Source organism: Pseudomonadota bacterium (assembly GCA_039193195.1).
In the GTDB taxonomy this organism is placed as follows: Bacteria; Pseudomonadota; Gammaproteobacteria; order Steroidobacterales; family JBCBZW01; genus JBCBZW01.
This window is the reverse complement of the sequence record JBCCWS010000004.1, coordinates 46,079-68,879: the sequence shown is the minus strand read 5'-3', so window position 1 is coordinate 68,879 and position 22,801 is coordinate 46,079. Positions and strand designations below refer to the sequence as shown.

General features: G+C 63.8%; 25 protein-coding genes. 9 read left to right on the top strand and 16 right to left on the bottom strand.

Annotated elements, in window-relative coordinates:
* Positions 1–57: 57 nt before the first annotated feature.
* From AAGA68_05825 to AAGA68_05790, 8 genes are all read right to left on the bottom strand, one after another.
* A complete protein-coding gene (locus AAGA68_05825; GenBank protein ID MEM9384560.1) occupies positions 58–1,869 on the bottom strand; it encodes an ABC transporter ATP-binding protein in 1,812 nt (603 codons plus the stop codon).
* Complete coding sequence (locus AAGA68_05820; GenBank protein ID MEM9384559.1) at positions 1,869–2,432, bottom strand: redoxin domain-containing protein; 564 nt, start codon at positions 2,430–2,432, stop codon at positions 1,869–1,871. The genes AAGA68_05825 and AAGA68_05820 overlap by 1 nt, the downstream gene beginning before the upstream one ends.
* Complete coding sequence (locus AAGA68_05815) at positions 2,425–2,970, bottom strand: MauE/DoxX family redox-associated membrane protein (protein MEM9384558.1); 546 nt, start codon at positions 2,968–2,970, stop codon at positions 2,425–2,427. Before AAGA68_05815 ends, AAGA68_05820 begins: the two co-directional genes overlap by 8 nt.
* A complete protein-coding gene (locus AAGA68_05810) occupies positions 2,967–3,836 on the bottom strand; it encodes a hypothetical protein (GenBank protein MEM9384557.1) in 870 nt (289 codons plus the stop codon). Before AAGA68_05810 ends, AAGA68_05815 begins: the two co-directional genes overlap by 4 nt.
* Positions 3,833–4,828, bottom strand: a complete 996-nt coding sequence (locus AAGA68_05805; protein ID MEM9384556.1) for an MvdC/MvdD family ATP grasp protein — start codon at positions 4,826–4,828, stop codon at positions 3,833–3,835. The genes AAGA68_05810 and AAGA68_05805 overlap by 4 nt, the downstream gene beginning before the upstream one ends.
* 120 nt (positions 4,829–4,948) lie before the next feature.
* Positions 4,949–5,137 (bottom strand): hypothetical protein, encoded by a 189-nt coding sequence (locus AAGA68_05800; protein MEM9384555.1) that lies wholly within the window; start codon positions 5,135–5,137, stop codon positions 4,949–4,951.
* Positions 5,138–5,595: 458 nt separating this feature from the next.
* The gene (locus AAGA68_05795; GenBank protein ID MEM9384554.1) at positions 5,596–6,144 is read right to left on the bottom strand and encodes a pyridoxamine 5'-phosphate oxidase family protein; all 549 of its coding nucleotides are present in this window, start codon (positions 6,142–6,144) and stop codon (positions 5,596–5,598) included.
* A 385-nt stretch (positions 6,145–6,529) separates the two neighbouring features.
* Positions 6,530–6,739, bottom strand: a complete 210-nt coding sequence (locus AAGA68_05790) for a hypothetical protein (GenBank protein MEM9384553.1) — start codon at positions 6,737–6,739, stop codon at positions 6,530–6,532.
* Positions 6,740–6,996: 257 nt separating this feature from the next.
* Here AAGA68_05790 and AAGA68_05785 point away from each other — a divergent pair, with 257 nt between their 5' ends.
* Complete coding sequence (locus AAGA68_05785) at positions 6,997–7,593, top strand: lipocalin family protein (GenBank protein MEM9384552.1); 597 nt, start codon at positions 6,997–6,999, stop codon at positions 7,591–7,593.
* On the opposite strand, the gene AAGA68_05780 is transcribed toward AAGA68_05785, so the two are convergent.
* Positions 7,590–8,369 carry a DUF4197 domain-containing protein gene (locus AAGA68_05780; GenBank protein MEM9384551.1) on the bottom strand — a complete coding sequence of 260 codons (780 nt, stop codon included), beginning with the start codon at positions 8,367–8,369 and terminating at the stop codon, positions 7,590–7,592. The two genes, AAGA68_05785 and AAGA68_05780, sit on opposite strands and share 4 nt — an antisense overlap.
* Positions 8,370–8,473: 104 nt before the next feature.
* Between AAGA68_05780 and AAGA68_05775 the strand changes: the two genes are divergently transcribed.
* Positions 8,474–8,782, top strand: a complete 309-nt coding sequence (locus tag AAGA68_05775; protein ID MEM9384550.1) for a hypothetical protein — start codon at positions 8,474–8,476, stop codon at positions 8,780–8,782.
* Between the two features lie 174 nt (positions 8,783–8,956).
* Complete coding sequence (locus AAGA68_05770) at positions 8,957–10,906, top strand: CRTAC1 family protein (GenBank protein ID MEM9384549.1); 1,950 nt, start codon at positions 8,957–8,959, stop codon at positions 10,904–10,906.
* Between the two features lie 12 nt (positions 10,907–10,918).
* Here the strand turns inward: AAGA68_05770 and AAGA68_05765 are convergent, their stop codons facing one another.
* Positions 10,919–12,169: a DUF6777 domain-containing protein gene (locus tag AAGA68_05765; GenBank protein MEM9384548.1), complete on the bottom strand. Its 1,251-nt coding sequence runs from the start codon at positions 12,167–12,169 to the stop codon at positions 10,919–10,921.
* Positions 12,170–12,452: 283 nt separating this feature from the next.
* Between AAGA68_05765 and AAGA68_05760 the strand changes: the two genes are divergently transcribed.
* Complete coding sequence (locus AAGA68_05760; protein MEM9384547.1) at positions 12,453–12,824, top strand: response regulator; 372 nt, start codon at positions 12,453–12,455, stop codon at positions 12,822–12,824.
* A gap of 18 nt (positions 12,825–12,842) precedes the next feature.
* On the opposite strand, the gene AAGA68_05755 is transcribed toward AAGA68_05760, so the two are convergent.
* Entirely contained in the window at positions 12,843–13,928 is a 1,086-nt protein-coding gene (locus AAGA68_05755; protein ID MEM9384546.1) for a TIGR03032 family protein, read from the bottom strand.
* Between the two features lie 112 nt (positions 13,929–14,040).
* On the opposite strand from AAGA68_05755, the gene modB reads away from it, so the two are divergent.
* Positions 14,041–14,724, top strand: a complete 684-nt coding sequence (modB, locus tag AAGA68_05750; GenBank protein ID MEM9384545.1) for a molybdate ABC transporter permease subunit — start codon at positions 14,041–14,043, stop codon at positions 14,722–14,724.
* Entirely contained in the window at positions 14,714–15,820 is a 1,107-nt protein-coding gene (modC, locus tag AAGA68_05745; GenBank protein ID MEM9384544.1) for a molybdenum ABC transporter ATP-binding protein, read from the top strand. Before modB ends, modC begins: the two co-directional genes overlap by 11 nt.
* A gap of 21 nt (positions 15,821–15,841) precedes the next feature.
* On the opposite strand, the gene AAGA68_05740 is transcribed toward modC, so the two are convergent.
* Positions 15,842–17,026 carry a class I SAM-dependent methyltransferase gene (locus AAGA68_05740; protein MEM9384543.1) on the bottom strand — a complete coding sequence of 395 codons (1,185 nt, stop codon included), beginning with the start codon at positions 17,024–17,026 and terminating at the stop codon, positions 15,842–15,844.
* A 227-nt stretch (positions 17,027–17,253) separates the two neighbouring features.
* Complete coding sequence (locus AAGA68_05735) at positions 17,254–17,916, bottom strand: thiopurine S-methyltransferase (GenBank protein ID MEM9384542.1); 663 nt, start codon at positions 17,914–17,916, stop codon at positions 17,254–17,256.
* A 153-nt stretch (positions 17,917–18,069) separates the two neighbouring features.
* Between AAGA68_05735 and AAGA68_05730 the strand changes: the two genes are divergently transcribed.
* Positions 18,070–18,546, top strand: coding sequence for a BLUF domain-containing protein (locus AAGA68_05730; protein ID MEM9384541.1), 477 nt, complete (start codon positions 18,070–18,072; stop codon positions 18,544–18,546).
* An 18-nt stretch (positions 18,547–18,564) separates the two neighbouring features.
* On the opposite strand, the gene AAGA68_05725 is transcribed toward AAGA68_05730, so the two are convergent.
* The 3 genes from AAGA68_05725 to AAGA68_05715 form a co-directional block, all read right to left on the bottom strand.
* Positions 18,565–20,031 (bottom strand): DHA2 family efflux MFS transporter permease subunit, encoded by a 1,467-nt coding sequence (locus tag AAGA68_05725; GenBank protein ID MEM9384540.1) that lies wholly within the window; start codon positions 20,029–20,031, stop codon positions 18,565–18,567.
* A 63-nt stretch (positions 20,032–20,094) separates the two neighbouring features.
* Positions 20,095–21,000, bottom strand: a complete 906-nt coding sequence (locus AAGA68_05720; protein MEM9384539.1) for an alpha/beta fold hydrolase — start codon at positions 20,998–21,000, stop codon at positions 20,095–20,097.
* A gap of 159 nt (positions 21,001–21,159) precedes the next feature.
* Positions 21,160–21,405 (bottom strand): hypothetical protein, encoded by a 246-nt coding sequence (locus tag AAGA68_05715; protein ID MEM9384538.1) that lies wholly within the window; start codon positions 21,403–21,405, stop codon positions 21,160–21,162.
* Positions 21,406–21,531: 126 nt separating this feature from the next.
* Between AAGA68_05715 and gpmA the strand changes: the two genes are divergently transcribed.
* Entirely contained in the window at positions 21,532–22,284 is a 753-nt protein-coding gene (gpmA, locus tag AAGA68_05710) for a 2,3-diphosphoglycerate-dependent phosphoglycerate mutase (GenBank protein MEM9384537.1), read from the top strand.
* Positions 22,285–22,289: 5 nt separating this feature from the next.
* Positions 22,290–22,781, top strand: coding sequence for a CYTH domain-containing protein (locus AAGA68_05705; protein ID MEM9384536.1), 492 nt, complete (start codon positions 22,290–22,292; stop codon positions 22,779–22,781).
* Positions 22,782–22,801 lie beyond the last annotated feature (20 nt).

The window sequence follows — 22,801 nt, the reverse complement described above, 5'->3', positions numbered from 1 at the left end:
GCTCCAGGACGGCCCTCCTCGTTTCTAGCCTGCCCATCCACCGCGCGCTGTGCGCGTTCAAGCACAACGACTCGGCGACACCTCAACATCGGCCAGCCGCTGCCGACTCAGTAGCTGTGCGTACAAGCCCGACCCCTGCGCCAGCAGCTGCTCGTGCGTTCCCACCTGCGCGATTCGCCCCTCTTCCATTACCACGAGGCGATCGACGTGTGCCACTGTGGAGAGGCGGTGCGCAATCACGATGGTGGTCCTCCCGATCATGAGCCGCTCCAATGCCGCCTGCACCTTCCCTTCGCTCTGCGAGTCCAGGGCGCTGGTCGCCTCGTCTAGGATCAGAATGCTAGGGTCTGTGAGCAATGCTCGAGCGATGGCGACGCGTTGCTTTTGGCCGCCCGACAGCTGCAGACCACGATGCCCCACCTGGGTTGCATAGCCATCGGGGAGCTCGCAGACGAAGCTGTGCACGTTGGCGTCGATTGCCGCTGCCAAGAACCGCTCCTCGTCGATCGCCTGCGCCTCGCAACCGTAGGTGATGTTCTCCCGGATGGTACCGGTGAACAACACAGGCTCCTGCTCCACCACCGCAATGCGAGCGCGCAGGGCGGCGAGATCCATGTCCCGCACCTCCATGTCGCCGACACACAAGCGCCCTTCGCTCGGGGGATAGAAGCCGAGCAATAGGTTGACCACGGTGCTCTTGCCCGATCCCGACGGCCCAATCAACGCCACCTTCTCTCCTGGGGCGACGGACAGGGTCACGTCAGCCAACGCGCGATGCTTGGGGCGAGTGGGGTAAGCGAAGGAGACGGACGCAAACTCGATCCCACCGCTCGACGCCGCTCGCAGCGACCGCGCGTGGCCCCTCTCACATCCACTCCCCTCGCCTTCCTGGGCCTCGCGTAGCAACTCAAACGCGCGCTCGGTCGCGCCCACCGACTGCATCCATTGACCCCACAGTGTGCTCAGCGTGCCGATCGCGCCGGCCGCCATGTTCGCGTACAAGACGAAGCCGGCGAGATCCCCCACGCTGATGGTGCCAGTGGCTACCATGCGCCCCCCCAACCACAGGGTGATCAGCAAGGCGCCGCCCTGGACGAGGGCATTGACCCCCTGCACGCCCGCGAACATGCGATTGCAGGCGAGAGAGTGCTCGAGTGCCATCTCGGTCGCGGCAGCGTACCTAGAAGTTTCGTTCGCCTGTTGCGCAAAGGCGTGCACAACGCGCACGTTAGAGAGGGTCTCCTGCGCTTGTTGCGCACAGGCCGCCAGGCGGTCCTGGCGCGCCACGGAGTGCGATTTGATCTGTGAGCCAATCCAGCGGGCGGACAGAATTACCGCTGGCGCGATCAACATGATTAACCCAGTCAGTTGAGGCGATAGGATTAACAGCATGGTGATGCTGCCCACTGCCATCAGCGCGGTCTGCACGAACAGAGCCGTCTCGACCGTAAGCGTCGACTGGATCTTCTCCACGTCGGAGGCGAGGCGATTGGTAAGATCGCCAACGCTCTCTCGGTCGAAGAAGGCGATCTCGCGACGTAGCATCGCGGCGTAGAGGCGCTTGCGGAGCGTTGCGACAATCCTCGATCCGGTAGACGCGAACAGGTAGTACTGCCCGCTCGCCGCCGCCGTTTGCACCGCTAGCGCCAGGGCCCCGAGGAGCAGTGCGGAGCCCAGCCATGCAAGCTCTTGGTGGACGATGACCTGATCGATGAACCACGAGAACACTAGCGGATAGGCGAGCTGTGCGCCCGATGCGATCACCAACAGCGCAAGTCCGCCAAGCAGCGGCCAACGAAACTCGTCCAGCAGTCCCAGGCGACTGAGGCCCAGAGTCTGTCGACGTAAGCGCGCCGCCGACATCACCATTAGCTGGCCTCCCGAATCGATGGCGACGTTCGTATCTGCTCCACGAATGCTCGCCAGTTTTCGTCGCCGATGAAGTTCCCCGCGCGGACCACTTGGCTGTCGTCGACGAACAAATAGAACGGCGCCGCGTACCGTGGGTTCAGGCGCTGGTAGCCCCGCCGGTCCACGCGCACGAGGCACTCGCGCAGCACGGGCCGCTGGATGAACTTGCGCAGGCGCGCGGGTGGCTCCTGTGAGATCAGCCACAGGCGAACGCCGTGTTCGCTCATGGGTTCGAGTAGATCCTCGAGAACAGGCAGCTTGCTTCGGCAGTCGCCGCAGGCGGATGACAGGAACACCAACACGTTCGCTTGCCCCGCTAGGGTCGAGGCGTCGACGGCTGTGCCACCTTCTAATAGGCTACCCGAGAACGCAGGAACGGGCGCGTCGATAGTGCACGTCAGTGGCGCCTCGCGCGCCAGTGTCTGACGAAGGCGAGCGGACAGTCTCAGCGTCAGCCACAGATTCAGCGCCACCGCGGGAATGAGTACGATCAGCAGCGCTGTCGTCAGCGTATCAGCCAAGGGAGGACCCCTCCGCGGGCGGCGCAAGCAGGTGGGCTACGTTGGCGAGGTGAGCGCTCATCAGGAAGGTGATCAGCGCGGCCGCCGCCAGTGCCGACCAGGTGCCGAATGCTAGCGAAGCCTCACCTGCGCCCTGGCGTATGGCCAGTACACAGGCCCCAACCAGACTAAGGTTTCGAACCAGGTCGGCCCTGCCAAGCGGCTGCGTCGCCTCACCGAAACAGTAGCAGTAGACCGGCTGGCGTCGCGCCAATACCGCGGCGATCAACACGCCGAATACAGCGAACAACAGCAACGCCGCGCGTGCACCCCAGTCCACCACCTCTTCAACCGTGGTGAGCATTGCACTAGCCACTACCGCTTCGACGACGATAACGCCCCACGCCACTGTGGGCCCCGCGGCGTCCGGCACGCGAAACTGATCAGTGAGGCTGAGCGTGAAGGACTTCATCGAGGTGCACTTAGCGACCACCGCGACCACGAGCGTGATGGCCACGAACAGGCGAGCAATCTCGGCCAGATAGTACGCGGTGGTCATCGACCTCCCTCCCAGGTGAAGCCCAAGCCCGGATGGCCTACACGACGCCAGCGAACGCGATCGCGTGTAGCGATTACGGTGTCCATCCAGCCCTCATCTTCACTTTTGCGTGCCCCCGCACCGAGACTCGCGCCCAGCTTGCGTGCAAGCGCCCAGCTTACGGGTGCGGTGGATTCCTCTAGGGAAACGGACAGGCCGAGGCCCGTTAGTTCCTGCGCGGTGATAGCGTAGTTGTGAGAGTGGTAATGAAATAGTAACCGGTCGACGATCTCGTCCCGCTCGTCGGCGGAGCGCTCACGTTGCTGCTGTGCCAGCAGCTCGTGGGCGATGGTCTTGACCTCCAGAGTGGTGCGGTAAAAGGCCGTGAGGGTGGTCGGAAACATCGCCTCGGCCATCGTGGTCAGTGCATGGGCGCGCAGCTCGTCCTCGCTCAGGTGGAACCACACCTGCGCCATCTCCCTAAACAACCGCACATCCTGACTGGAGACCGCCGCCGGGCCACCGTCCTCCCCGGTGCCGGACAGTAGGGGGTCGATCGGCGAGAAGATCGACGCGGGACTTGCAATGATGTGGTCGCCGCTCAGGGCCGTCAGCGTGCCCGCTGACGCACAGTAGTGCGGCGCGATGAAGGTGATCGATTCGAAGCGTTCGCGCAGCAGCAGAGCAACTCGACGCGCGGCGTTGACGACACCGCCGCGACAGTAGATGAGCACCCCCAACCGATCACCGCCCTCGAGCGTCTGCACGAGTTCGAAGAGCTCGGCGACCAGGTCCATTTCCAAGTTAACCGCGCCGAGTAGCAGGACAGGATGCTCAAGGCGTGCTTCGAGCTCGCCGAGCTCGGGGAAGCTCCGCGCTACGTTCACCTGGCTCCCCTCAGAAGACAAGTCGCCACTGCCTCGGTCATTCGCAGCTGCGGGACCAGCTGCTCCACGTAGAGGTACTGACCACCCGGATTGTTCTCCAGGAACACGTAGTCCCCGTTCTGGTCCACAATGATATCGATCGCACCGTAGGTGAGATCGTAGCTGTGCACAAAGGCCCGGCACCGCTCTAGGAGGTCGCTAGGTAAATCGGCGGCCTCGTAACGGATTTCTGCGGCGTAGTTGCGCACATCCACCGCCGTACGCGGATCGTCTTGGGAGTGAATCTTGGCCGCGAACACCTCGTTGCCAATGACGGTCACCCTAAGCTCGTGCGTCTTGCGCACGTGTTGTTGAAAAAATGACGGCATGACCACGACAGCCCCGGCCAAGTCCAAATCGTCTTCCCGCACAGGTGTTGTGGGGATACCGTCGACGACACGGTCCCCGTGACTCACCCGTTCGGCTGCCAGCAGCGGTGATGACATGGACTTGAACACGATGCCCCCACGCTGAGACTGATGGAACTGGCGCACGCTCGCCGGCCGGTTCGTCACGAGCGATGGCGGCACCCTAAAGCCCATGCTCGCAGCGCGGAGCATTTGCTCCCCCTTCCAGCCAGCAGCGCGCAAAGCGCGCGGATGACTCATCCAGAAGCAGTCGAGCCCGTGGAGCAGCCCCATCAAGATGTGTTCGACTTCGCCCACAGCGTACCTGTGCTCCTGGGTGCCCAGCGACTCTCCTGCGAAAGCGAAATCCCCTCGCTTACGCAACCACACCGACCCCACCTCGTCGACCGACAGCGCTTCCTGGCCGTCGGCCCGCAGCTGGCCACGCCAGCGGCCCTCGGAGAATGTGAGCTCGATGTCGTAGTCGCGGGGAAAGGTGTCGAGGTTGAGGCGAAAGGCAGGCGCTGACGCTTCAGCGATTCGCTGTTCGACGAGGTCGGCGTGGAGATCGCCGGAGTGGGTGACGATGAGGATACGTTTGCTCAAGCTGTGCTGCCCCGGCCCCCGCCCCTTGCGTAGGGCATCGCGACGTCGACTAGTGAGCTGGGCATGCCTAATCGCAGGGCGCTCGGCATGCCCAGCTCATCCCCTAGCTAGGCACGAGCCCTAGCAGTAGTTACCACCGTCGCCCCAGGATGGGCAGAGGACGTGGCCGCGAAGGTTGACGGTGCAACCTGCTGCGGAAACGCCGTCACGGGTCTGCCACTGAGCGCGCTTGGACTGGGTCTGCGCTCGCTTCGTCGCTAGCTTGAATGCGAACAGCTCACCGGACTTCTTCGGGTTGAGTTTGCTCATCGATCGCTCCCTATTGATGACATTGAGTTCCGTCTTATGTAAAACGGCATCGTAACAATTAGCACGAAATGCACGCGGAATGAAACGAGCTTGTTCGGAAAGTCGTCGTTTTTTCAACAATACAGTAAACCAATTCGCGAGTCGCCGTGTGCATTGGCCATCACCGCTCCCAGTCTGGGCAAACTAAAGCAGTGTATTCGTGAACAATCGAATTCATTAGGCGATTCTCCCTAAGTCAAGCCAAATCGCTGGGGTGGCCATCCTCGCCCCCTGCGGAGGAGCGTCCAGGACGCACCTAGGGGATGAGTGTCAACGAAGAATTGATCCAACTAGCAACGTTGCGACGACCGGTCGGCGTCCCGGTCGGCAGGGCCGTGGTCAGATTCCCGTGTGGGTAGGTGCCCCATGCTCCAGCGCAGCCCCCCATTTGAGGTGTCTAGCTGCCCGCTTGAGCGAAGCTACTCGCCGGAGTCCATCCCGGTCGGCTTACCATTGAGACTCGTGGTGTTCTTGGCCTGCCAGTAGTCCTCGATGCCGGCGCGTCCCTTGTTGTCCGCCCACTTGGCCAGCGTAGGGCGCTCGCCCCTGGCCTCAAAGTACGGAACGGCGTAGCCGCAAGAGGTCTGTACCAACGAGAGCGTGATCTCGAACAACTGTCTTGCCCCCGTGTACGAGGGGAACCGCCCGATGTTAGCCGACCATGCAGGATCATCGGCATGAATCACCTTGGCGTTGCCGTAGAGCCGCAGGATCAGTGGCTGCCTGTCGAAAGAGCAGAACATAAGAGTCATGCGGTCATTCTCCAGCACATGTGCCGCTGTCTCATTGCCACTGCCCGTTAGGTTCAGCCAGATGACCTTCTGCGTGTCCACCACACGCAGGGTGTCCATGCCCTTTGGCGAGATGTTGACGTACCCCTCCGCCGCAGCGGTGGCCACGAAGAACAGGTGTTGCTGCTGCATGAACTCGACGTGCCTATCGAGCAGCGCGGGATACTGGTCAGCCATGGCGATTCTCCACCTCGGGGGAGTCACTTAGCTTGCCATACGTGCGATCCGGTCTTCGATGAGGAACTCGCCCGCCACGGGGTACCAATGATATCCAAGGGTCTCCCCAGGCGCCGACTACTGCATCCGCAAGTGCACGGCCCCAGCAGGCACCGTATGGCCGAGGTGGGCGTACGGATCTAGCCCGCGCATCACGCGCATGCGATCGACGCTGCAGCGGTGGCCGCTCCGCTCGAGGGTTCGTCGAGCTGCTCGCCCAAGCGGTGCTCACGTTGGGATTCTTCACGCGCCGCTTGTGGCTACATGCGCTTAACGCCACCCTTTCGGTACTCGGTCCCAAGGGGCTTCCCGACGCTCGTACCCAGCGCGGCTACTAGCTTGGGTGCTAAGTCAAGCGGCGGATGAGGGAGGCTGCGAAGTGCAGTATGTGCACGCAGGGAGTTCGCTCCAGCCCTTCCTGATCGGACACGCTGCCGGGCAGCGGCTCCAGCGCGTCCGTTGCGTATCCGCCTCGGTCAGGTTTGGTCAGATCGCGCTTGAGCTCGTGGATCTCCCCGGTGCGAGCACGCTCAAGGAGCACGAAACCCGCGCGCAATATGAGTCACTCGACCCGGATCCCCCGCGCATTAAGCTCCTAGGTTCAGACGGGGTAGGCGCGCGATACATTGCGGGGGCCTAACGCGAAAGATTGCTGCTTAGGGAAACACTGCCCCGTGGGGCGCGTCGCCACCGAAACCGCCGCGCCGGTACTGGTCACTGTTGATGGTGGTGACCGACTGCCGAGTACAATGTGAGGATTCGATCGGGGGTGTTGAACCCATCCCCTTCGTCTCACAGTAATGGAGAGCATCGATGGGTATTGTCGAGAGTTCACGCGTCGCGCGCCTAGCGAGGGGGGGCACTCCCCTCGCCGTAATGGCCGTTTGCTTCGGCTTGCTAGCGGGCTGCGTCGGCGTCCCAGAGGGGGTGGAAGCCGTCGGCGACTTCGAGCTCGAACGCTACCTCGGGCGCTGGTACGAGATCGCGCGCTTAGACCATCGCTTCGAACGCGGCCTCACCCACGTGCGTGCTGAGTACTCGCTCCGCGACGACGGCAGTGTCGGCGTTCTCAACAGCGGCTACTCGACGAACAAGCAGGAGTGGCAATCGGTGGAGGGGCGAGCCTTGTTCGTCGGTGAGCGGGACGTCGCTGAGATAAAGGTCTCATTCTTCGGCCCGTTCTTCGGCGGCTACAACGTCATTGCGCTCGATCGCGATGAATACGCCTACGCCATGGTGTGTGGCCCCAATCGCGACTATCTTTGGATTCTGGCGCGCGAGCCCAACCTGCCGGAGTTGGTGAAGGAAGCCCTAGTGGCGAAGGCGCGCGAGTTGGATTTCGCGGTGGATGCCCTAATCTGGGTGCAGCAGAACGAGCCACCAGCACTCACCTCGGTCGGGGCCCGCTAGTTGCCGCCCGCGGCCGCGGAGAAGACCGTGCGCAGGAGATCGCTCGTGCGCGCCGCCGGGTCCGCGCGAATCGCGGCCTCCTCCTCGGCGAGGTAATGGAAGATCCCGTCGATCCCGAGGTTTACCACATGTGAGGTGAGATCGGACTCGATCGGTGGCACTAACGGCAGGGAGTTGTAGCGCCCGACGGTCTGCTCATAGAGTCGCGCGGCGCCCACCTGATCGAGGCTCTCAGACACCACCGGAGTCATGCGTTCGGAAAGCTCCACGCCCATCGTGCTACGGAAGTATCTCGTCGCCGCGTCGTCCGGGCCCTGCAGGATGTCCCTTACGTCCTCCAGGGTCATCTGGGAGATGGCGTTCACGAACAGCTCGCCTGCGTTCGAGGTGGCCACCTCCGCAGCTCGATTCAACTGAGCCTCCAGATCGGTCAGCGAGCCTTCTAGACCGACCCTCGCGAGGAATGTGCGCGCCTGGTCTAACTGGTCGGGCAACGGTATGTGAATCGTCGGGTCGAGGTTGAACCCATCCTCGGCGCCAAGCTGCCCCACCACGTTTCCTGCCCCGACCCGAAGCGCCTCGCGCAAGGCGCTGGCGATCTGATCCGTGCCCAGCGCGGCGACCCCGCCCTGGGCGGACTCGCTGGCCTCTGCATCGTCCTTGAAGACGCCCTTCAGACGATCCAGCCATCCGGCCTGCGCGCTCTGCAAGGTGATCGCCAAACACAGGGCGGTCAGACCGATGGCGCCGCCAGCGCGGGTTAGGGGAGTTCGCAAAGCTGTTCTCCATGGTTGTGCGGGTGGAACCGCTCACTGTAGGCACAATAACGATGCGACTCCAGCCGCAGGCGTGCGCCGACACAAGCTGCGACAATCCCTCCATGGCTCGCAAGCGTCATCGTCGCCGACACTCCCTGCCGCGCCCGGCGGATCCCGACCGACGGTTTCTCACCACAGAGCAGCTGGTCGCGCGCTCAGGCTTGACCCGCGAGCAACTTTGGCGCGGCCGATCGGCGAGCAATGGCCTCACCAGCGGCGTGCACTACGTTCGCGTCGGCCGACGCCTGCTCTGGCACCAAAAGAACGTGCGCACGTGGCTACGCGAGCTCGGCATCTCCACGCCCTGGGCGGCGGTCGCCGCGGATGCCCTGGAGCGCGCAACAGGGTGCCCAGACGGACAACCGAATTAGATCTTGCTGCGGCGCAGCTACTAACGCAAACGTTTGCTAGCCATCGCAACCCGAAGCTTCCGAGCACTGTGCTACGATCGGCAGTGCGCGTAAGGCAATGCGCGGTCGAGCGCTTCGTGCGCCGGGATAACGACAACAACTCGCCAGAACCTACCGTGCAAGGACGCTTGAGGTATGACTGTGATGCGCCACTTCGCTTCTTCCGCAACTGCCTACGTTGCGCTCGCCCTATCGGGATTACTCAGTGGAGTGATGTCGGCCTACGGCGCGGAACCCTCGTTCACGGAACAGACGGACACCGCTGGCATTGACTTCGTCCACTCCCCCTTGGCGGACATCGCGGTGGGTGGGGAAATGCACGGCGGGGCCACCGTAGCTGACTTCAACGGCGATGGATGGCCGGACATCTTCGCGGTCGGCGGTGGCGGCACAGCGGATGTGCTGTACCTCAACAACGGGGATGGTACGTTCACTGATCGCGCCGCTGAGTGGGGCCTTTCCGAACTCTACCGCGGCAACGGCGCCGCCGCCGGCGACTACGATAGGGATGGCGACGTCGACCTCTTTGTCACCAGCCACGGCGACGCCGGCGACGTACCCACTCCCGGCGTACACCGCCTTTACCGCAACACAGGTACGAGCTTCGAAGAGGTGGCGGACCTGGCGGGTGTCAGTGCCCTCGGTGATCAACCTGATGGCTTCGGTCCGGCCTTTGGAGACTACGATCTCGACGGGGATCTCGACCTCTGGGTATCCGGGTGGTGGTTCGACGCGGACCAGCAGCTCCCTCGCTCGCGCCTCTACCGCAACAACGGTGACGGCACCTTCACGGACGTTACCGAGGCAGCGGGCGTCGTACACAGCAATCGAAACCGAACTGGCGCGTTCGGTGCGATCTTTGCAGACATGAACGGCGATCGTTATCCAGAGCTTATGATCGCCAACGACGGTGGTGGCACCCAGTACTACGCCAACGACGGGGACGGCACCTTTTCCCAGATCGACATCTTCGGCGGGAACAAGGTGTGGCACGGTATGGGCGCGACGATCGCTGATTTCGATCGCAACGGCCATTACGACTGGTTCGTGACCGCCGCATACCCTTCGATGCAGTTTTTGGGCCCACCGGGGAATCGCCTCTACCTTGGCGAGGGCAACCACCAGTTCACGGAGCTGCCCGAGAGCGGCGGCGTGAACGACGGCGGCTTCGGCTGGGGTACGGCGCCTCTGGACCTCGATCACGACGGTTGGGAAGACATCGTCATGACCAACGGCTGGCCGCACGTGGACCCCGTGCACGGGGAGGACTGGCGCAACGAGCCGACCTATCTCTTCCGCAACAACGGTGACCTCACCTTCACGGAGATGGGCCAGGCGATCGGCCTCGACCACACGGAAGAAGGGCGCAGCCTCGGCCTGTTGGACTACGACCGCGATGGGGACATGGACCTGGTGATCTCCACTCACGGCGGCGCCCTGCGCCTGTTCCGTAATGACCTGACAGGTGAGGACACGAACTGGCTCGAGGTGATCGTCGATACGAAGGCCCACCCTGACGTCGCCCCCAATGGTCAGGGGTACGAGATACGCCTCTCGGCGAACGGCGAAACGCTGCAGCGCATGATCGCCGGTGGCGCTAGCTACCTCGGCGGCCATGAGCTGATGGCTCATTTCGGCCTGGGTACGCATGCACTCGCTCAGCAGGTGACCGCGATCGGGCCCGATGGCTTTCTTACGAGTCTGCGTGGCATTCCCACAAACCGGCGGCTGGTCATCGAGGTACTCCCGCCCCTGAGCGCCTCGCCGATGGTAGCCGCGCAGACGGGGGAACTACGATTGAGTGGCATCGCGCCGGGCCAGCGCGCGCATTTCTTCACCTCGGTGCAGGGGGTGGGAGATGGGCCGTGCTTTCCCGTCTTTGGCGGCGCGTGTCTGGAGTTGCGTGGGGCAAGCTACCGCGGTAACGCTGTTGCGAACGCTGCCGGCGTTGCGGTACTCGAGATCACTGTGGGCGCGAATCCACAGCTAACGGAGCTATTCGCTCAGGGCGTAGTCCGGCGAGGAGTGCAGGGAGCAGACTCTATTCTGAGTAACGTGCTAGCGGCGCCGGTAGAGCAGCCCTAGCAGCGCGGGCGCCTAGGCGGCGGCCATCGCCTCGGGTCGGCCGCGCAAGCGGGACCAGCCGAGCCACGCCAGGGCACCGGCGAACAGCCAACCCGCCGCGGGCGCAGGCACGCTCGGCGGCGGCAGCATCACCTCATCCTCCGGCGGCATTCCGCCACCACCGGAGCCAAGGCCCCCGTCCATCTCGTCCGCCTCATCATTCGCCGTATCGTCACCCAGTTCCTCGGCGATGGGTAGGAGGGACACCACGATCACGCTAAGCGGCAGGGGCAACAGCTCCTCTGAGAACTCACCGATCATTCCACCCGTCGGGACCGGCGGGGCGCGAAGATCATGGATGGGACTGTCGGGTTGCGGTGGCCGCTCCTGAGCTACCTGGATCGGATCGGGCTCGTCCTCGCTTAGGATCTCCTCGAGCACCTCGGCTGCATCGACATCATCAGCGGGATCGCCCTCCTCCACCAACGTTGGCTCTTCGGGCGCAGCGTTCGGCGGCTCATCCACCGGCGCATCGCCGCCGTCCTCGGTCTTCGGCTGAGCCAGGGGGGTCTCATCGATCTGTCCGAGCTTCGGCGCCTCGGCCAGTTGACCGGCTTCCGCCAACTGCGCCGGCAGCGGCGGCTCATCCTGCGGCCGCAAGGAGAGCAGCGGGTTGCCGCAGGCGCAGCGCACGATGGGAATCCCACGGTTGTCAATCAGCACCGCCGTGCCCCCCGCGAGTCTTCTCGGACTCCCAAATGTCTCACCATTGCTAAAGCCGTGGTTGATGACGTCTAGGTGCGATTGAAGATAACCCCCTCGCAGGGCGGCCAAGCGCGCCGGCACCTCATCGCGAGGCCAGCCCAAGATGGCGGCGAAGGCGTCCCGGCGAGAAACATCCCGCGCCAGACCGGCTTGTAGGCCCGCGAGGTCGCAGGCCTGGGGATCCAAGCGAACGTACCACTCACGGGCGCCATAGCGTGCCCATAGCCCGCCTAGGGTTACGAGCTGCGGATCGAAGGCGCCGCTACCACGCTCGGGCAGATCGATGTAGGGCTCACCGACCGTAAGCACGAAGAAGGATGCGGCTCCGCGGCTCTCCGGCGCGACCAGGCGAGGTTGCTCGGCCGCGCTCCCGTTGGCAGCGTGGAGTCCGGCGATGACGAGGAGTAACCACCGCGTCCACTGCGCTCGCCCTGTATGTCGCTTCCTGACTACAGTCTCTAGAGCCACATTGGCGATTGGGCCGTCGATTCGAGCCGGAGATGTCGACGAGTACTTCACGGGCTACCATTCTAGTCTGATCTCGGTCCATAACGCAGCAGCTGCAGCGTTGTTTACCGGATAAACGCGCGCTTATGACGCGCCAATGACGCACATGAGCTTCGCCGAGACCCAGGTACTGCCCCCTTCCACGCACTATTGTCAGGTCGTTGACGCCCTCTTGTGATGATCGTCACAGGGATCTACCGATGGCTCCCCGTGTCTTGGACATCGTGAGCGCTGCGCCGCAGGCTGTTGGCCTACATCGTGGCCGTGTGCGAGGCGCTGTGGAGGTAGAGGCGACATGACCCGTATCCTGCTGGTTGAAGACAGCAAGCACCTCAGCAAGGCATTTACCATCCGCCTGGAACACGCCGGCTACGCGGTGGTCACGGCGACCCACGTGGACGAAGCCCTCGCCAAGGCCCTCGCTGAGCGCCCCGATGCCGCCATCGTCGACGTCGGCCTACCGGGTGGAAACGGCTTCGAACTCACCACGCGTCTGCGTGAGCGACTGGGGCTCCCTGTGGTGCTGGCGACCGCCAACCGCGATCCCAGCCTACAGTCTCGCGCTGAGCGGAGCGGCGCCTTTGCGCTGCTGAGTAAGCCGTTTGACGCAACGGTGCTGCTGGAGACGCTCGCCCAGGCGATCTCGATCGCCCCTGCCTTTTCCTAATGCGACTATTCGCTTAGCTTACCCCGCATCGCCGGGGGCCATGCTCAGCACTCGCCTGATCTCGTCGGACTGCAGGCCTATCGCCATCGGTCGTATGGCCCCGGGCAATACCCCTACGTCGTAGAGTTCCTCCACCACCCCACTGACCCGTAACCAGTGAGGCGCATCGCCCGTACGCAAATCCACGACCATCAGGCCGCAACGGGCCTCGACGTCGCGCTTGGCCAGGGCTTCATCCAGCGCCAGGCCGGCAAAGGTGCCCCGTTCGCCCCGTGGACGGGACAGGCCGATCACCGCATACGAACCGACAAACGCCAGGCCCCGCGCGTACCCTGGGCAAAAGGCGACTTCCTCGAAGCGCCCCGCTTGCGTGTCGACGCAACCGAAACGACCGTTCCCCGAATCCAGGACCCAAAGCTTACCCTCGTGCCAGCGGGGCGAATGTGGCATCGACAGTCCGTCCAGAACGACCTCACCAGACTCCACGTGCAGCACCACGCCACCCGTATCGCGGCGCTCACGCCAGCCATCGGCCACGTCGCTGCGACTCACGGCTGTCACGAAGCCAGGGCTCCCATCGACCATCGCCAGGCCGTTCATATGGCAGCGATCCTCCGCCGCCAAGCGAGAGATGAACGGCGGTTTCCACAGGGGCGCGAAGCTGTGCGTTTCGCTCGTCGTTGCGAGGCAGCTGAACAGGGTGCTGACGAATATCGGGCGTCCAGTGCTGTCGAGGGCGATGTCGTGGATGTCCACATCGCCCGTTGTCCACGCCGTCTGCGGTACGTACATGCGATCGTAGCCCTGGTGGCGCTCCTGCGCCCCTAGCGCGTTCTCGAAGCGCCAGAGCTGGTAGAGAGTGCTCAGGTACAGGGTCTGCGACGAGCAGTACAGCCCCATCGAGCGGTTGAAGGTCCGATTGAATAGCTCCAGGCGCCCATCCGGCTTGATTCCTATCCAAAACACCTTACCTACCTGATAGGTGGTGAAGGCAAGGCTGGCGCCCACCTCGACCAGCCAGGGCAAGAACTGGCGAGATACGGAGATTTCAAACGGCGGCGGCTGCACCGTGCCGGAGGTTCCATCCGAGACCTTGTCGCTCATGCATCCTTCCCTGCAGTAATCATTCGCTCACCAGTGTATCAGCGCGCTGGCCGCAGCGAGGGAGCCAGCCGAACGCTATACTGCTCGTAATGTCGATCGAAAAACACGCCTGATGCTCGATCTGGATCCCGTGTGGCTAACGGCGCGCCTGGCGGGCGTGACCACACTCATCCTGCTCGCCCTGGCGACTCCCCTGGCCTGGTGGTTGGCGCGCTCCCAGTCACCGTTCCGGCCCACCGTCGAGGCCATCACTGCACTGCCCCTAGTCCTCCCCCCCACAGTGCTAGGTTTCTACCTACTTACCCTGCTCAGCCCCACCGCGCCGCTTGGCCGCCTGTGGGTGCAGCTAACCGGCGATGCCCTGACTTTTTCCTTCACCGGCCTGGTGGTCGCCTCGGTGGTCTACTCCTTGCCCTTCGCAGTGCAACCCTTGCAACGAGCGTTCGAAGGCGTCGACGGGCGTCTTCTGGAAGCCGCAGCGACCTTGGGCGCCGGGCCGAGGGAGCGGTTTGCGCGCCTCGCCCTTCCGCTCGCGCGCCGCGGCTATCTGACCGCTGGGGTATTGGCATTCACCCACACGGTCGGCGAGTTCGGCGTAGTGCTCATGGTGGGCGGTGCGATACCCGGAGAGACTCGGGTGATCTCAATCGCGATCTACGAACAGGTGGAGACCCTGCGTTACGGCGAAGCGCACGTCCTGTCCCTCGGGCTGCTGCTGTTCTCGTTTTTCGTCCTGTTGCTGGTCTACGGCGGCAATAGCCGGCGTCTGTACCCCCGAGGCCCCCATGCGCGATGACTCGCGGCTGCAGCTCGACATCACAGTCGATCGGGGTACCTTCTCGCTGGTCCTCGCCGAGCGGCTCCCCCTGCGGGGCATCACCGCCGTCTTCGGCCCAAGCGGCAGCGGCAAGAGCACCTTGTTGCGCGCGATTGCAGGTTTGGATCGCGCGGCCGGGCGCATCATGCTCGCCGATCAATGCCTGCTGGACAGTGCCCGTGGGCTCGACCTCCCAGCCCACCAACGACCGGTTGGGCTGACATTCCAGGACGGCCGGCTCTTCCCCCACCTCGATGTCAGTGGCAATCTGCGATTTGCCTGGCGCCAGGTGGCGAGCCACCTGCGCCAACGGGCCTACTTCGAGGAGGTCACCGAGGCCTTCGACCTCGGCCCCCTGCTCGCCCGGCGCGTAGAGGGCCTATCGGGCGGTGAGCATCAGCGAGTGTCCCTCGCGCGGACGCTGCTGGCGAGGCCGAAGCTCCTGCTCCTAGATGAGCCCCTGTCCGCCCTGGACGCTAGTCGCAAGGGCGAGATATTGCCCTACCTTGATGCATTGTCGACCCGCTTCTCCTTGCCCGTTCTGTACGTGACCCACGCACTAGATGAAGTGACGCGATTGGCAGACCGGGTGTTGGTGCTCGACGGGGGCCGCCTGCGCCTGCTGGGCCCGGTCGGTGAGGTGTTGGCGCGGGAGGACCTCGAAGCTATCACCGGTCGCTACGATGCAGGCGTGCTGCTCCACGGCGAGGCCGATAACTACGACGAGCACTATCGCCTTATGAGCGTGAGGGTCGCCCAGCACCGCTTGGTCATCCCTACCCTCGCCCCGGTCGAGCCCGGGACGGCTCTGCGACTTCGCGTGTTGGCGCGCGACGTATCCTTGGCGCTGGATCCGCCGCAGGCGATCAGCATCCGCAACGTGCTCCGAGCGGAAGTCATCCGCTGTCGACAGGCGGGGCCAGACTCTCCCTTCGTCGAGGTGTTGTTGGCGCTCGGCGACCAGCAGCTGCGCTCACGCATCACGCGCGCTGCAAGGGAGGCGCTATCCCTGCGCGAAGGGCAAGCGCTGTACGCCCTCATCAAGTCTGTCAGCTTCGATCGGCCTGGCGACTGAACCCAGCCCCCAACAGACTCACTAGCGCTGGCGACTTTCTTCATACATGCGAGTCAGGAAACCTCTGATCGCCTGCTGCGCATCCGCTTTAGGCATCAACTGCTGCGCCTCCATCAGCGTGGCCATGTCTGCGATCGAGCGTTGACCGTCGATCATGGACATGAGAAATGCGTGGATCCGCGTGGAGGCTGCCTGCAGTTTGAACGACTCGCTGAGTGGCACGGGCGTCTCCCCCACGCTGATCCAGTCTGGCAGGCTAACGTGCGCGGCTGGTGCCGCTGCGTCTCGCGTCTTGTCGGCTGCCAGGACCAGCACCTGCTCCATCCGCGCGTGGCGACTGTGCGGCGAACGCAAGTACGGCAGCTCGTGTTCCGTCACGAGCGGCGGAGTAAAACCCGCGGCTTCCACCACCGCTAGCACTTCCTCGAGGCAATAGCGCGCCGGCGAATCCGCGCCCGAGAAGCTCAGTGATCCAAAGGAGATCCAGCGTCCCTCAGGCTTTAGCAGGCGGTTGATCCGGCGCGCCTGCTGCCCCAGATCTTCATCCACGATGTCGACCACCCACGGGGTCACTACCAGGTCCATGCTGCCCCAGATGAGGGGTGGGCGATGCACATCTGCGAGCAGGAAGTGCAGGCCCTCGCGTGCGCGCTGCGGTGCCTTAAGTCGGTGCGCGATCGCCACGTCGGCGACGCCCTTGGGCGCCAGGGGAAACTCGTGCAGCGCAATCTCACCGCCTGCGCTCAGCACATACGCGATTCGAGCCAGGAAGGGGTTGATGTCGAGCGCCAGCGTGGTGCCTTCTGCGAGGTACTGGTGAATATCGTAGCTCAGGCGCCCGGCTCCACTGCCGAGTACCAGCCGATCAGTCGTGCGATTTGGCAATGCCGCGACCACCGCCTCAAGCGAAGCGCGGTTCTCCTCGTCTCCCCAAGCCCAATCGCGAAATATGTTCGCGGTGTAAGTCAACACGCCTTGCGTCGGTGGTAGTCGCGTGCGCAGAGCGATCAGCGTGGAGAGTTCGGCGTCGATCTGCGCCGTATCCAAGGCGTCTTCTGCGAACGGTGCAAGGATCTCACCAACCTCCTGGGCGTAGCGCGCGCGGGCTTCTGCTACCTTGGCCATACGCTCGCGGCTCGGCGCCAGCACCCGCTTGCCTGCGCTGGCGAGGTGCCTGCGCAGTTCACTCGCTTCCCGCTTTGCCATCGCAATCTCTCGATGAAATCGCAATCGCCAATCGCCAAGAGCGGCCGTGGGCGCACCGTAAAGGCAGGGCAGACCCCCACGCACGGGGTATTGCGCGGAACCATCGTCAGAACACCAGGCCTGCGCAACGAGCTGGAGGGCCTGGTTGCTGATCGGGCAGGCCAACTTACCCTCCAGGGAGCTCATGGGTCCGAGCACTCACCGGTTGCGGGCTGCCGGTAACTCACTTAGCTGCGCAGGAGGTATGCGGTTTCAGCCATTGCCGTGAGGCCTCGATCGCGAAACTTCGGCTCCTCGTCCAGCACCTCCCGACGCATTAGCAAGTCGATCTCGTGCCTTGCCTCAAACAGGGCTTGAACCTCCTCCTCACGTACGGAAAACGGAGGTCCGTGCATAGCCTGCTCATCGTACTCGACCACTACCAGGAGCGTATTGCAGGCGCTCGGTAGCACCCGCGCCAGGTGATCGACGTAGCGGGCGCGCTCGGCGTCATCGAGGGCGACTAGCGCCCCTCGATCGAACACGGCGGTGACGTCGGCTAAATGCGACTGTTCGAGGGCGAAGACATCGCCAACGAAGAAGGTGACGTTTCCAGCCGCGTAGCGAGTGAGCCTGGGGCCCTCCGGCGTGACCTTCGGGGCATGTCCGTACTCCGCGAAGAACTGCTGGGCGGCGAGCTCGCTCAGGTCGATGCCGATCACCGGATGGCCGCGCGCCGCTAGCCAATCCATATCGTAGGCTTTCCCGCACAAGGGCAAAAACACGGCGCCAGGACGCTCATCGAGGCCTAGGCGGTCAACGAAGCGCTCCAGGGTCTGGTTGGTGTGACCTTGGTGAAATCCAATGGCGCCTTCGCGCCAGCGCGCCAACCAGAACTCTGCATCAGGCACCGCTGTCCCCCGTGCGTCTAGCACCACTGTGGAGGCGATTGTACCGCGCTCGGGCGCGTGGGCTAGCGTCGCGGCACGGGTACCCAGATCGCTACCTCGTCACCCATGATTCCGGTAGTCTAAGCGCCAGATTCCGACCCACAGCTAAGCCGCATGTCGCGTTGCAGACTGATCTATCGCAGCAACAGCATCGACGAGATGTTGTCCGAGACAGCCCTGGAGACACTCGCGCAGGTGAGCGCGGAAAGAAACGCCGCGCGGAACATTACCGGCATGCTCTTACTCTCGGGCGACAGGTTCCTGCAGGTGCTCGAGGGCCCTGTCCGTGCCATCAACCAGCTTTACGGCAACATCATCAACGATCCACGCCACGAGAACGTCACCCTGCTGACCTACGAGCCACTGGGTCCGGCCTACTTCGCGGAATGGGACATGGTGATGCTCGATCTGTACAACCTGCCGCTGGAACCTCGCCGATTCTTGATGAGCAAGTACGAGTCGAACGATGGGCAACTCCGCATTCCCGACCGGTTGCACGAGGTCTACGCCCTGCTCCTCGATGCCAAGGCGATTTGCCAGCTTCCCGACGCAGTCGCCGTCGGCCTGCGCCCCGTCTCCCTGGCTAAGTAAGCAGCGTCCGACGGGCAGCTACGCGTTCAAAGCCGGCGCCTCGCCATCCTGATCATTTGGCTTGGGGTCGCGAGCAAACCGCAGCGAACAGAGCAGCACCGCGGCCGCGATCCCCGCCAGCAACCAAAAGGCGGCACGCGCGCCTCCATCGAAGCTCGCAAGCACTGCAGCCTGGCCCGCCGCGGCTGCCGGCATCGCCGCCGGATCGAGCGTTGGAGCGAAACCTCCGCGGGTCATCACCAAGCTCACGGTGGCCGTGGCCAGTGCGATGCCCACCACGTTGCCCGCATTGCGCGCTAGATTAGTAAATCCGGAAACGACTCCGTAGTGCTCCCTCGGGACGGCGTTTATCACTGAACTCGTGTTCGGCGCATGGAAGGCTGCAGCGCCGAAGCTCGTGACCATCATGGCCACCACCACGAAGGCCAACGATGAAGTAGGGCCCACTAGGCCCAGTCCGATCAACCCGAGTACGCAGACGGCAAGGCCGGCGTGCGCAAAACGCCGCGCACCGAGGCGATCCGATAGGCGCCCAGTGACTGGCGAGGCGATAGCCGTCACGATGGCCGCCGGCACCAAGACCAGGCCGGTGGTGGTGGCATCTAGCGCGAGCACCGACTGGACGTGGAAAGGCACTAGGTAGCGCATAGCTGCCAGTCCCATAAAGGTGGTCAAGGTGCCGAGCACCCCCATTGCAACGATGGGAACGGAGAATAGGCGCAGATCCAGCATCGGCTCCGCTGCCACACGCTCACGCCAGACGAACAAGACCAACAGGACCAGGCCCGCGGCCAACCCAGCCCATAGTCGCGGCGAGGTCCAACCGACTCGCGCGCCACTCGACAGGCTGACCAACAAGGCGACTAGGAATGCCGCAGACAGGGCAGCGCCGAGCCAGTCAAAGCGCAGGGCTTGTTGCACCGGGCGCACCTTGCGTCGTTTTAGCACAAGCTGGGCACAGATCAGCACCGCGATGCCTGCGACGCCAACGCTCAGGAAGACCTGGCGCCAGCCGAGCGTACCGATCACCCAACCGCCAAGGGCGGGCCCTACGATCGCTCCTACGCCTACCACGCCCATCTGCAAGCCGAGCACGCGACCCCGCTCGTGGCTCTCGAAGGCGGTCGCTAGGATGGCCATGGCATTGCCTTGAGCGGCCGCGGCCCCGACCCCGGTGATCACTCGGGCCACAATGAGCATCTCGACGGAGTTGGTACTGCCCGCGACTAAAGACCCCGTAACGAAGGTGGCGAACCCAAGGAGATACACCAGCTTACGCCCGATCAGATCGCCGAGGCGCCCCATGGGCACGAGCAGGGCGGCTATCGTCAACCCGTTGCCCACAGTTACCCACTGAACGGTGGGTAGATCCGTTGCAAATAGCTGCGCCAACGTCGGCAAGGCCACAACGGTTGCGCTACTGTCCACTACAGACACGAACACGCCGAACACGACCACCACGAAGACAACCCACTTGCGATCCAAGAACCTGAACTCCTTCAGTGCGATACCAGATTGACGCTAGCTAGTGCAGCGGTTAGGTTAGCCTCAGTCTGGCCTGGAGCGATCCAAGGAAAGCAGAAACTGGATAGCCTGCTCTGCAAGCGGTGCGCTCGTCTGCGCCGATAAGGCATCCCCAGCGAGCACGTGTTGGCTTTTGTCCGCCGCGTCCTCTACCGACTGCAGGCGATTGCGTGGGTTTGCGAAGCGCTCCTGCATGGCCAGCAGCGCCGGCACGTCGAGCACTTTATCCTTCGGTGAGTAAAACGTCAGAACGGGCATGTCCAAGGCGGCGGGCGAGCCACGCTCCACGCGCTGGAGCAAACGCATCATCGTCCCCACCGCGGAGGTAGGATAGCGGGTAGTCCAATACCGTGCGTGGGCCTCATTCACGGGCGAAAACTCGCGGTACGCTCCGCCGACGATACGAGCGATGAACCCGCCGAGTGGCCAAAGAAACACGCGAGCGCCACGGTTCGCCACCCCGAAGTTAGGTGAGATGAAGACCATCGCTTTGACGGGGCCTACGTCGAGCTCATCCTCCATTGCCAAGGCCGTAGCCAGTGTTGCGCCGGTCGAACACGCGACGACGACGACTTCCTCGCCAAGTTGGTTGGCAATGGCAAGCGCCTCTCGCCCATCGTTCAGCCAGTCCTCAACGCTGGCCTGCGCCATGGCATCGCCAGTGCGGCCATGCCCGCTGAGCCTGGTGTAAAACAGGTTCGCGCCAAGGGCGTCGGCCACAAGATCCGCGAAGGGGCGGGTCTCTTGGCGAGTGGCTGAGAAACCATGCAAATAGAGCAGGGCCAGCGGTCGGCGCCCAACTTTGCCGCCATACCAGACGACCTGCTTGTCCGCGGCCTCTCGCACGTCGCCGATCGCCGCCTCGCGGGCGGCTAGCCAGGGGCTCAGCTGCGTAAGCTTGGAGGGGACGGACGGCCCGGGATCGCTCACCGCGGGCACCGCCCTGCACAAGAGGCACGCACAGAACACCACAAGCGAGCGTTGCAGCGGAACACGGACGCGAGGACGCGTCCGCAAGCGGGCAAGGTGCATAAGAAGTTCTTCACGAGCCGACGCAGAACGATGAGGCTTGGGGGCGCCGCGTTGCGTTCAGTCGAGATCCCACTCATCGGTTGCCGTCACGTCCAAGACCGCACGTCGCGCAGCCCCACCAACCCCCGATCTGCTGACGTTGCCCATCAAAGACTCTAGCGTGATCAACGACGTCGGCACGGCCAGGGGGCGCCCGGTACGTTCGCTGCGACGCGGCCCAGGCGCTCGCAGGCGCTGCGACGCGTAGGTCTGCTCGAGCACGCGCTCCCACGCATCGAAGAGGCTCCAGAGACTCTCGTCCATCGATCAGCTGTCCTTGGCTGCGCGGCGCGGCGCCGCTGCGGTGTCTGCATCATACCCACTCCGGGCCAGCGCGGGCACCGGCGGTGTATGCTCTGGCGCCATCCTCATCACAGCGGAGCTCGCGTCATGCCCCACACGCTCGTCCTCGTCCGCCACGGTCAGAGCACCTGGAACCTCGAGAACCGCTTCACCGGTTGGAAGGATGTCGACCTCACCGAGCAGGGTCGCGCAGAGGCGATCGCTGCGGGAACGCTCATCCGCGACGCCGGCCTCACATTCGATGTCGCGTACACATCCGTGCTGACACGCGCCATTCGCACCCTGTGGAGCATCCTCGATGAACTGGACTTGCTATGGCTGCCTGTCCACCGCCAGTGGGAGCTGAACGAGCGCCATTACGGCGCCCTTCAGGGGCTCAACAAGGCGCAGACCGCCGCCAAACACGGCGACGAGCAAGTACACGTTTGGCGCCGCAGCTACGACATCCCGCCGCCCCACATGGAAGGCGATGATGAGCGCCACCCCCGCCACGATCGACGCTATGCTGCGGTCGATCCAGGGCAACTGCCTGGCACGGAATCCCTCAAGGACACGTTGGCGCGCGTACAACCTTTCTGGGAAGCGGAGATCGCCCCACGCGTTCGGTCGGGTGAACGGGTCTTGATCGCCGCTCATGGCAACAGTCTTCGGGCCTTGGTCAAAATGCTCAGCGGCATTTCCGACGATGAGATTACAGGCCTGAACATCCCAACCGGAGTGCCGCTGGTCTACGAGCTCGACGACGATCTTCGAGAAATTTCCCGCGCGTACCTCGGTGACCCAGAAACGATCAAGGCTGCGGCTGCGGCCGTTGCCGCTCAGGGCCAAGCACAGGGCTAGGTACCTTGGGACAGGAAATCGAGCGCAAGTTCCTCCTACGCCATGAGGGTTGGCGACCGCTGGTGAGTCGCTCCGTGACGATGCGCCAGGCCTACCTCAGCGAGGCCGGCCGGGCATCGGTGCGCGTGCGCGTGGAGGGCGAGCAGGCAAACTTGAATATCAAGAGCAGCACACTCTCGATTGAGCGCCAGGAGTTCGAGTTTCCGATTCCCCTAGCACAGGCGCTCGCCTTGTTTCCTCTCTGCGCCGACCATCCGGTGGAAAAGACCCGTCACTACGTCCCGGACGGGCAGTTCGTCTGGGAGATCGACGAGTTCGAGGCGGCGAATGCTGGCTTGATCGTCGCGGAGATCGAACTCGCCTCGCCAGATCAAGCGCACCCAAGACCTGACTGGCTTGGGCAGGAAGTCTCCATGGATAAGCGCTACTACAACGTCTACCTAGCCAGGTGCCCCTACCGCGACTGGGACGGCACTCCGCCCGCCACGGCACGGTGATCTCACTGCAATAGCCGACC

Coding starts and splice junctions, on each gene's coding strand:
- AAGA68_05715 (MEM9384538.1), bottom strand. CDS start 21,405: ATGGACGAGAGTCTCTGGAGCCTCTTCGATGCGTGGGAGCGCGTGCTC.
- gpmA (MEM9384537.1), top strand. CDS start 21,532: ATGCCCCACACGCTCGTCCTCGTCCGCCACGGTCAGAGCACCTGGAAC.
- AAGA68_05825 (MEM9384560.1), bottom strand. CDS start 1,869: ATGGTGATGTCGGCGGCGCGCTTACGTCGACAGACTCTGGGCCTCAGT.
- AAGA68_05785 (MEM9384552.1), top strand. CDS start 6,997: ATGGGTATTGTCGAGAGTTCACGCGTCGCGCGCCTAGCGAGGGGGGGC.
- AAGA68_05755 (MEM9384546.1), bottom strand. CDS start 13,928: ATGAGCGACAAGGTCTCGGATGGAACCTCCGGCACGGTGCAGCCGCCG.
- AAGA68_05800 (MEM9384555.1), bottom strand. CDS start 5,137: ATGAGCAAACTCAACCCGAAGAAGTCCGGTGAGCTGTTCGCATTCAAG.
- modC (MEM9384544.1), top strand. CDS start 14,714: ATGCGCGATGACTCGCGGCTGCAGCTCGACATCACAGTCGATCGGGGT.
- AAGA68_05775 (MEM9384550.1), top strand. CDS start 8,474: ATGGCTCGCAAGCGTCATCGTCGCCGACACTCCCTGCCGCGCCCGGCG.
- AAGA68_05795 (MEM9384554.1), bottom strand. CDS start 6,144: ATGGCTGACCAGTATCCCGCGCTGCTCGATAGGCACGTCGAGTTCATG.
- AAGA68_05815 (MEM9384558.1), bottom strand. CDS start 2,970: ATGACCACCGCGTACTATCTGGCCGAGATTGCTCGCCTGTTCGTGGCC.
- AAGA68_05730 (MEM9384541.1), top strand. CDS start 18,070: ATGTCGCGTTGCAGACTGATCTATCGCAGCAACAGCATCGACGAGATG.
- AAGA68_05770 (MEM9384549.1), top strand. CDS start 8,957: ATGACTGTGATGCGCCACTTCGCTTCTTCCGCAACTGCCTACGTTGCG.
- modB (MEM9384545.1), top strand. CDS start 14,041: ATGCTCGATCTGGATCCCGTGTGGCTAACGGCGCGCCTGGCGGGCGTG.
- AAGA68_05760 (MEM9384547.1), top strand. CDS start 12,453: ATGACCCGTATCCTGCTGGTTGAAGACAGCAAGCACCTCAGCAAGGCA.
- AAGA68_05740 (MEM9384543.1), bottom strand. CDS start 17,026: ATGGCAAAGCGGGAAGCGAGTGAACTGCGCAGGCACCTCGCCAGCGCA.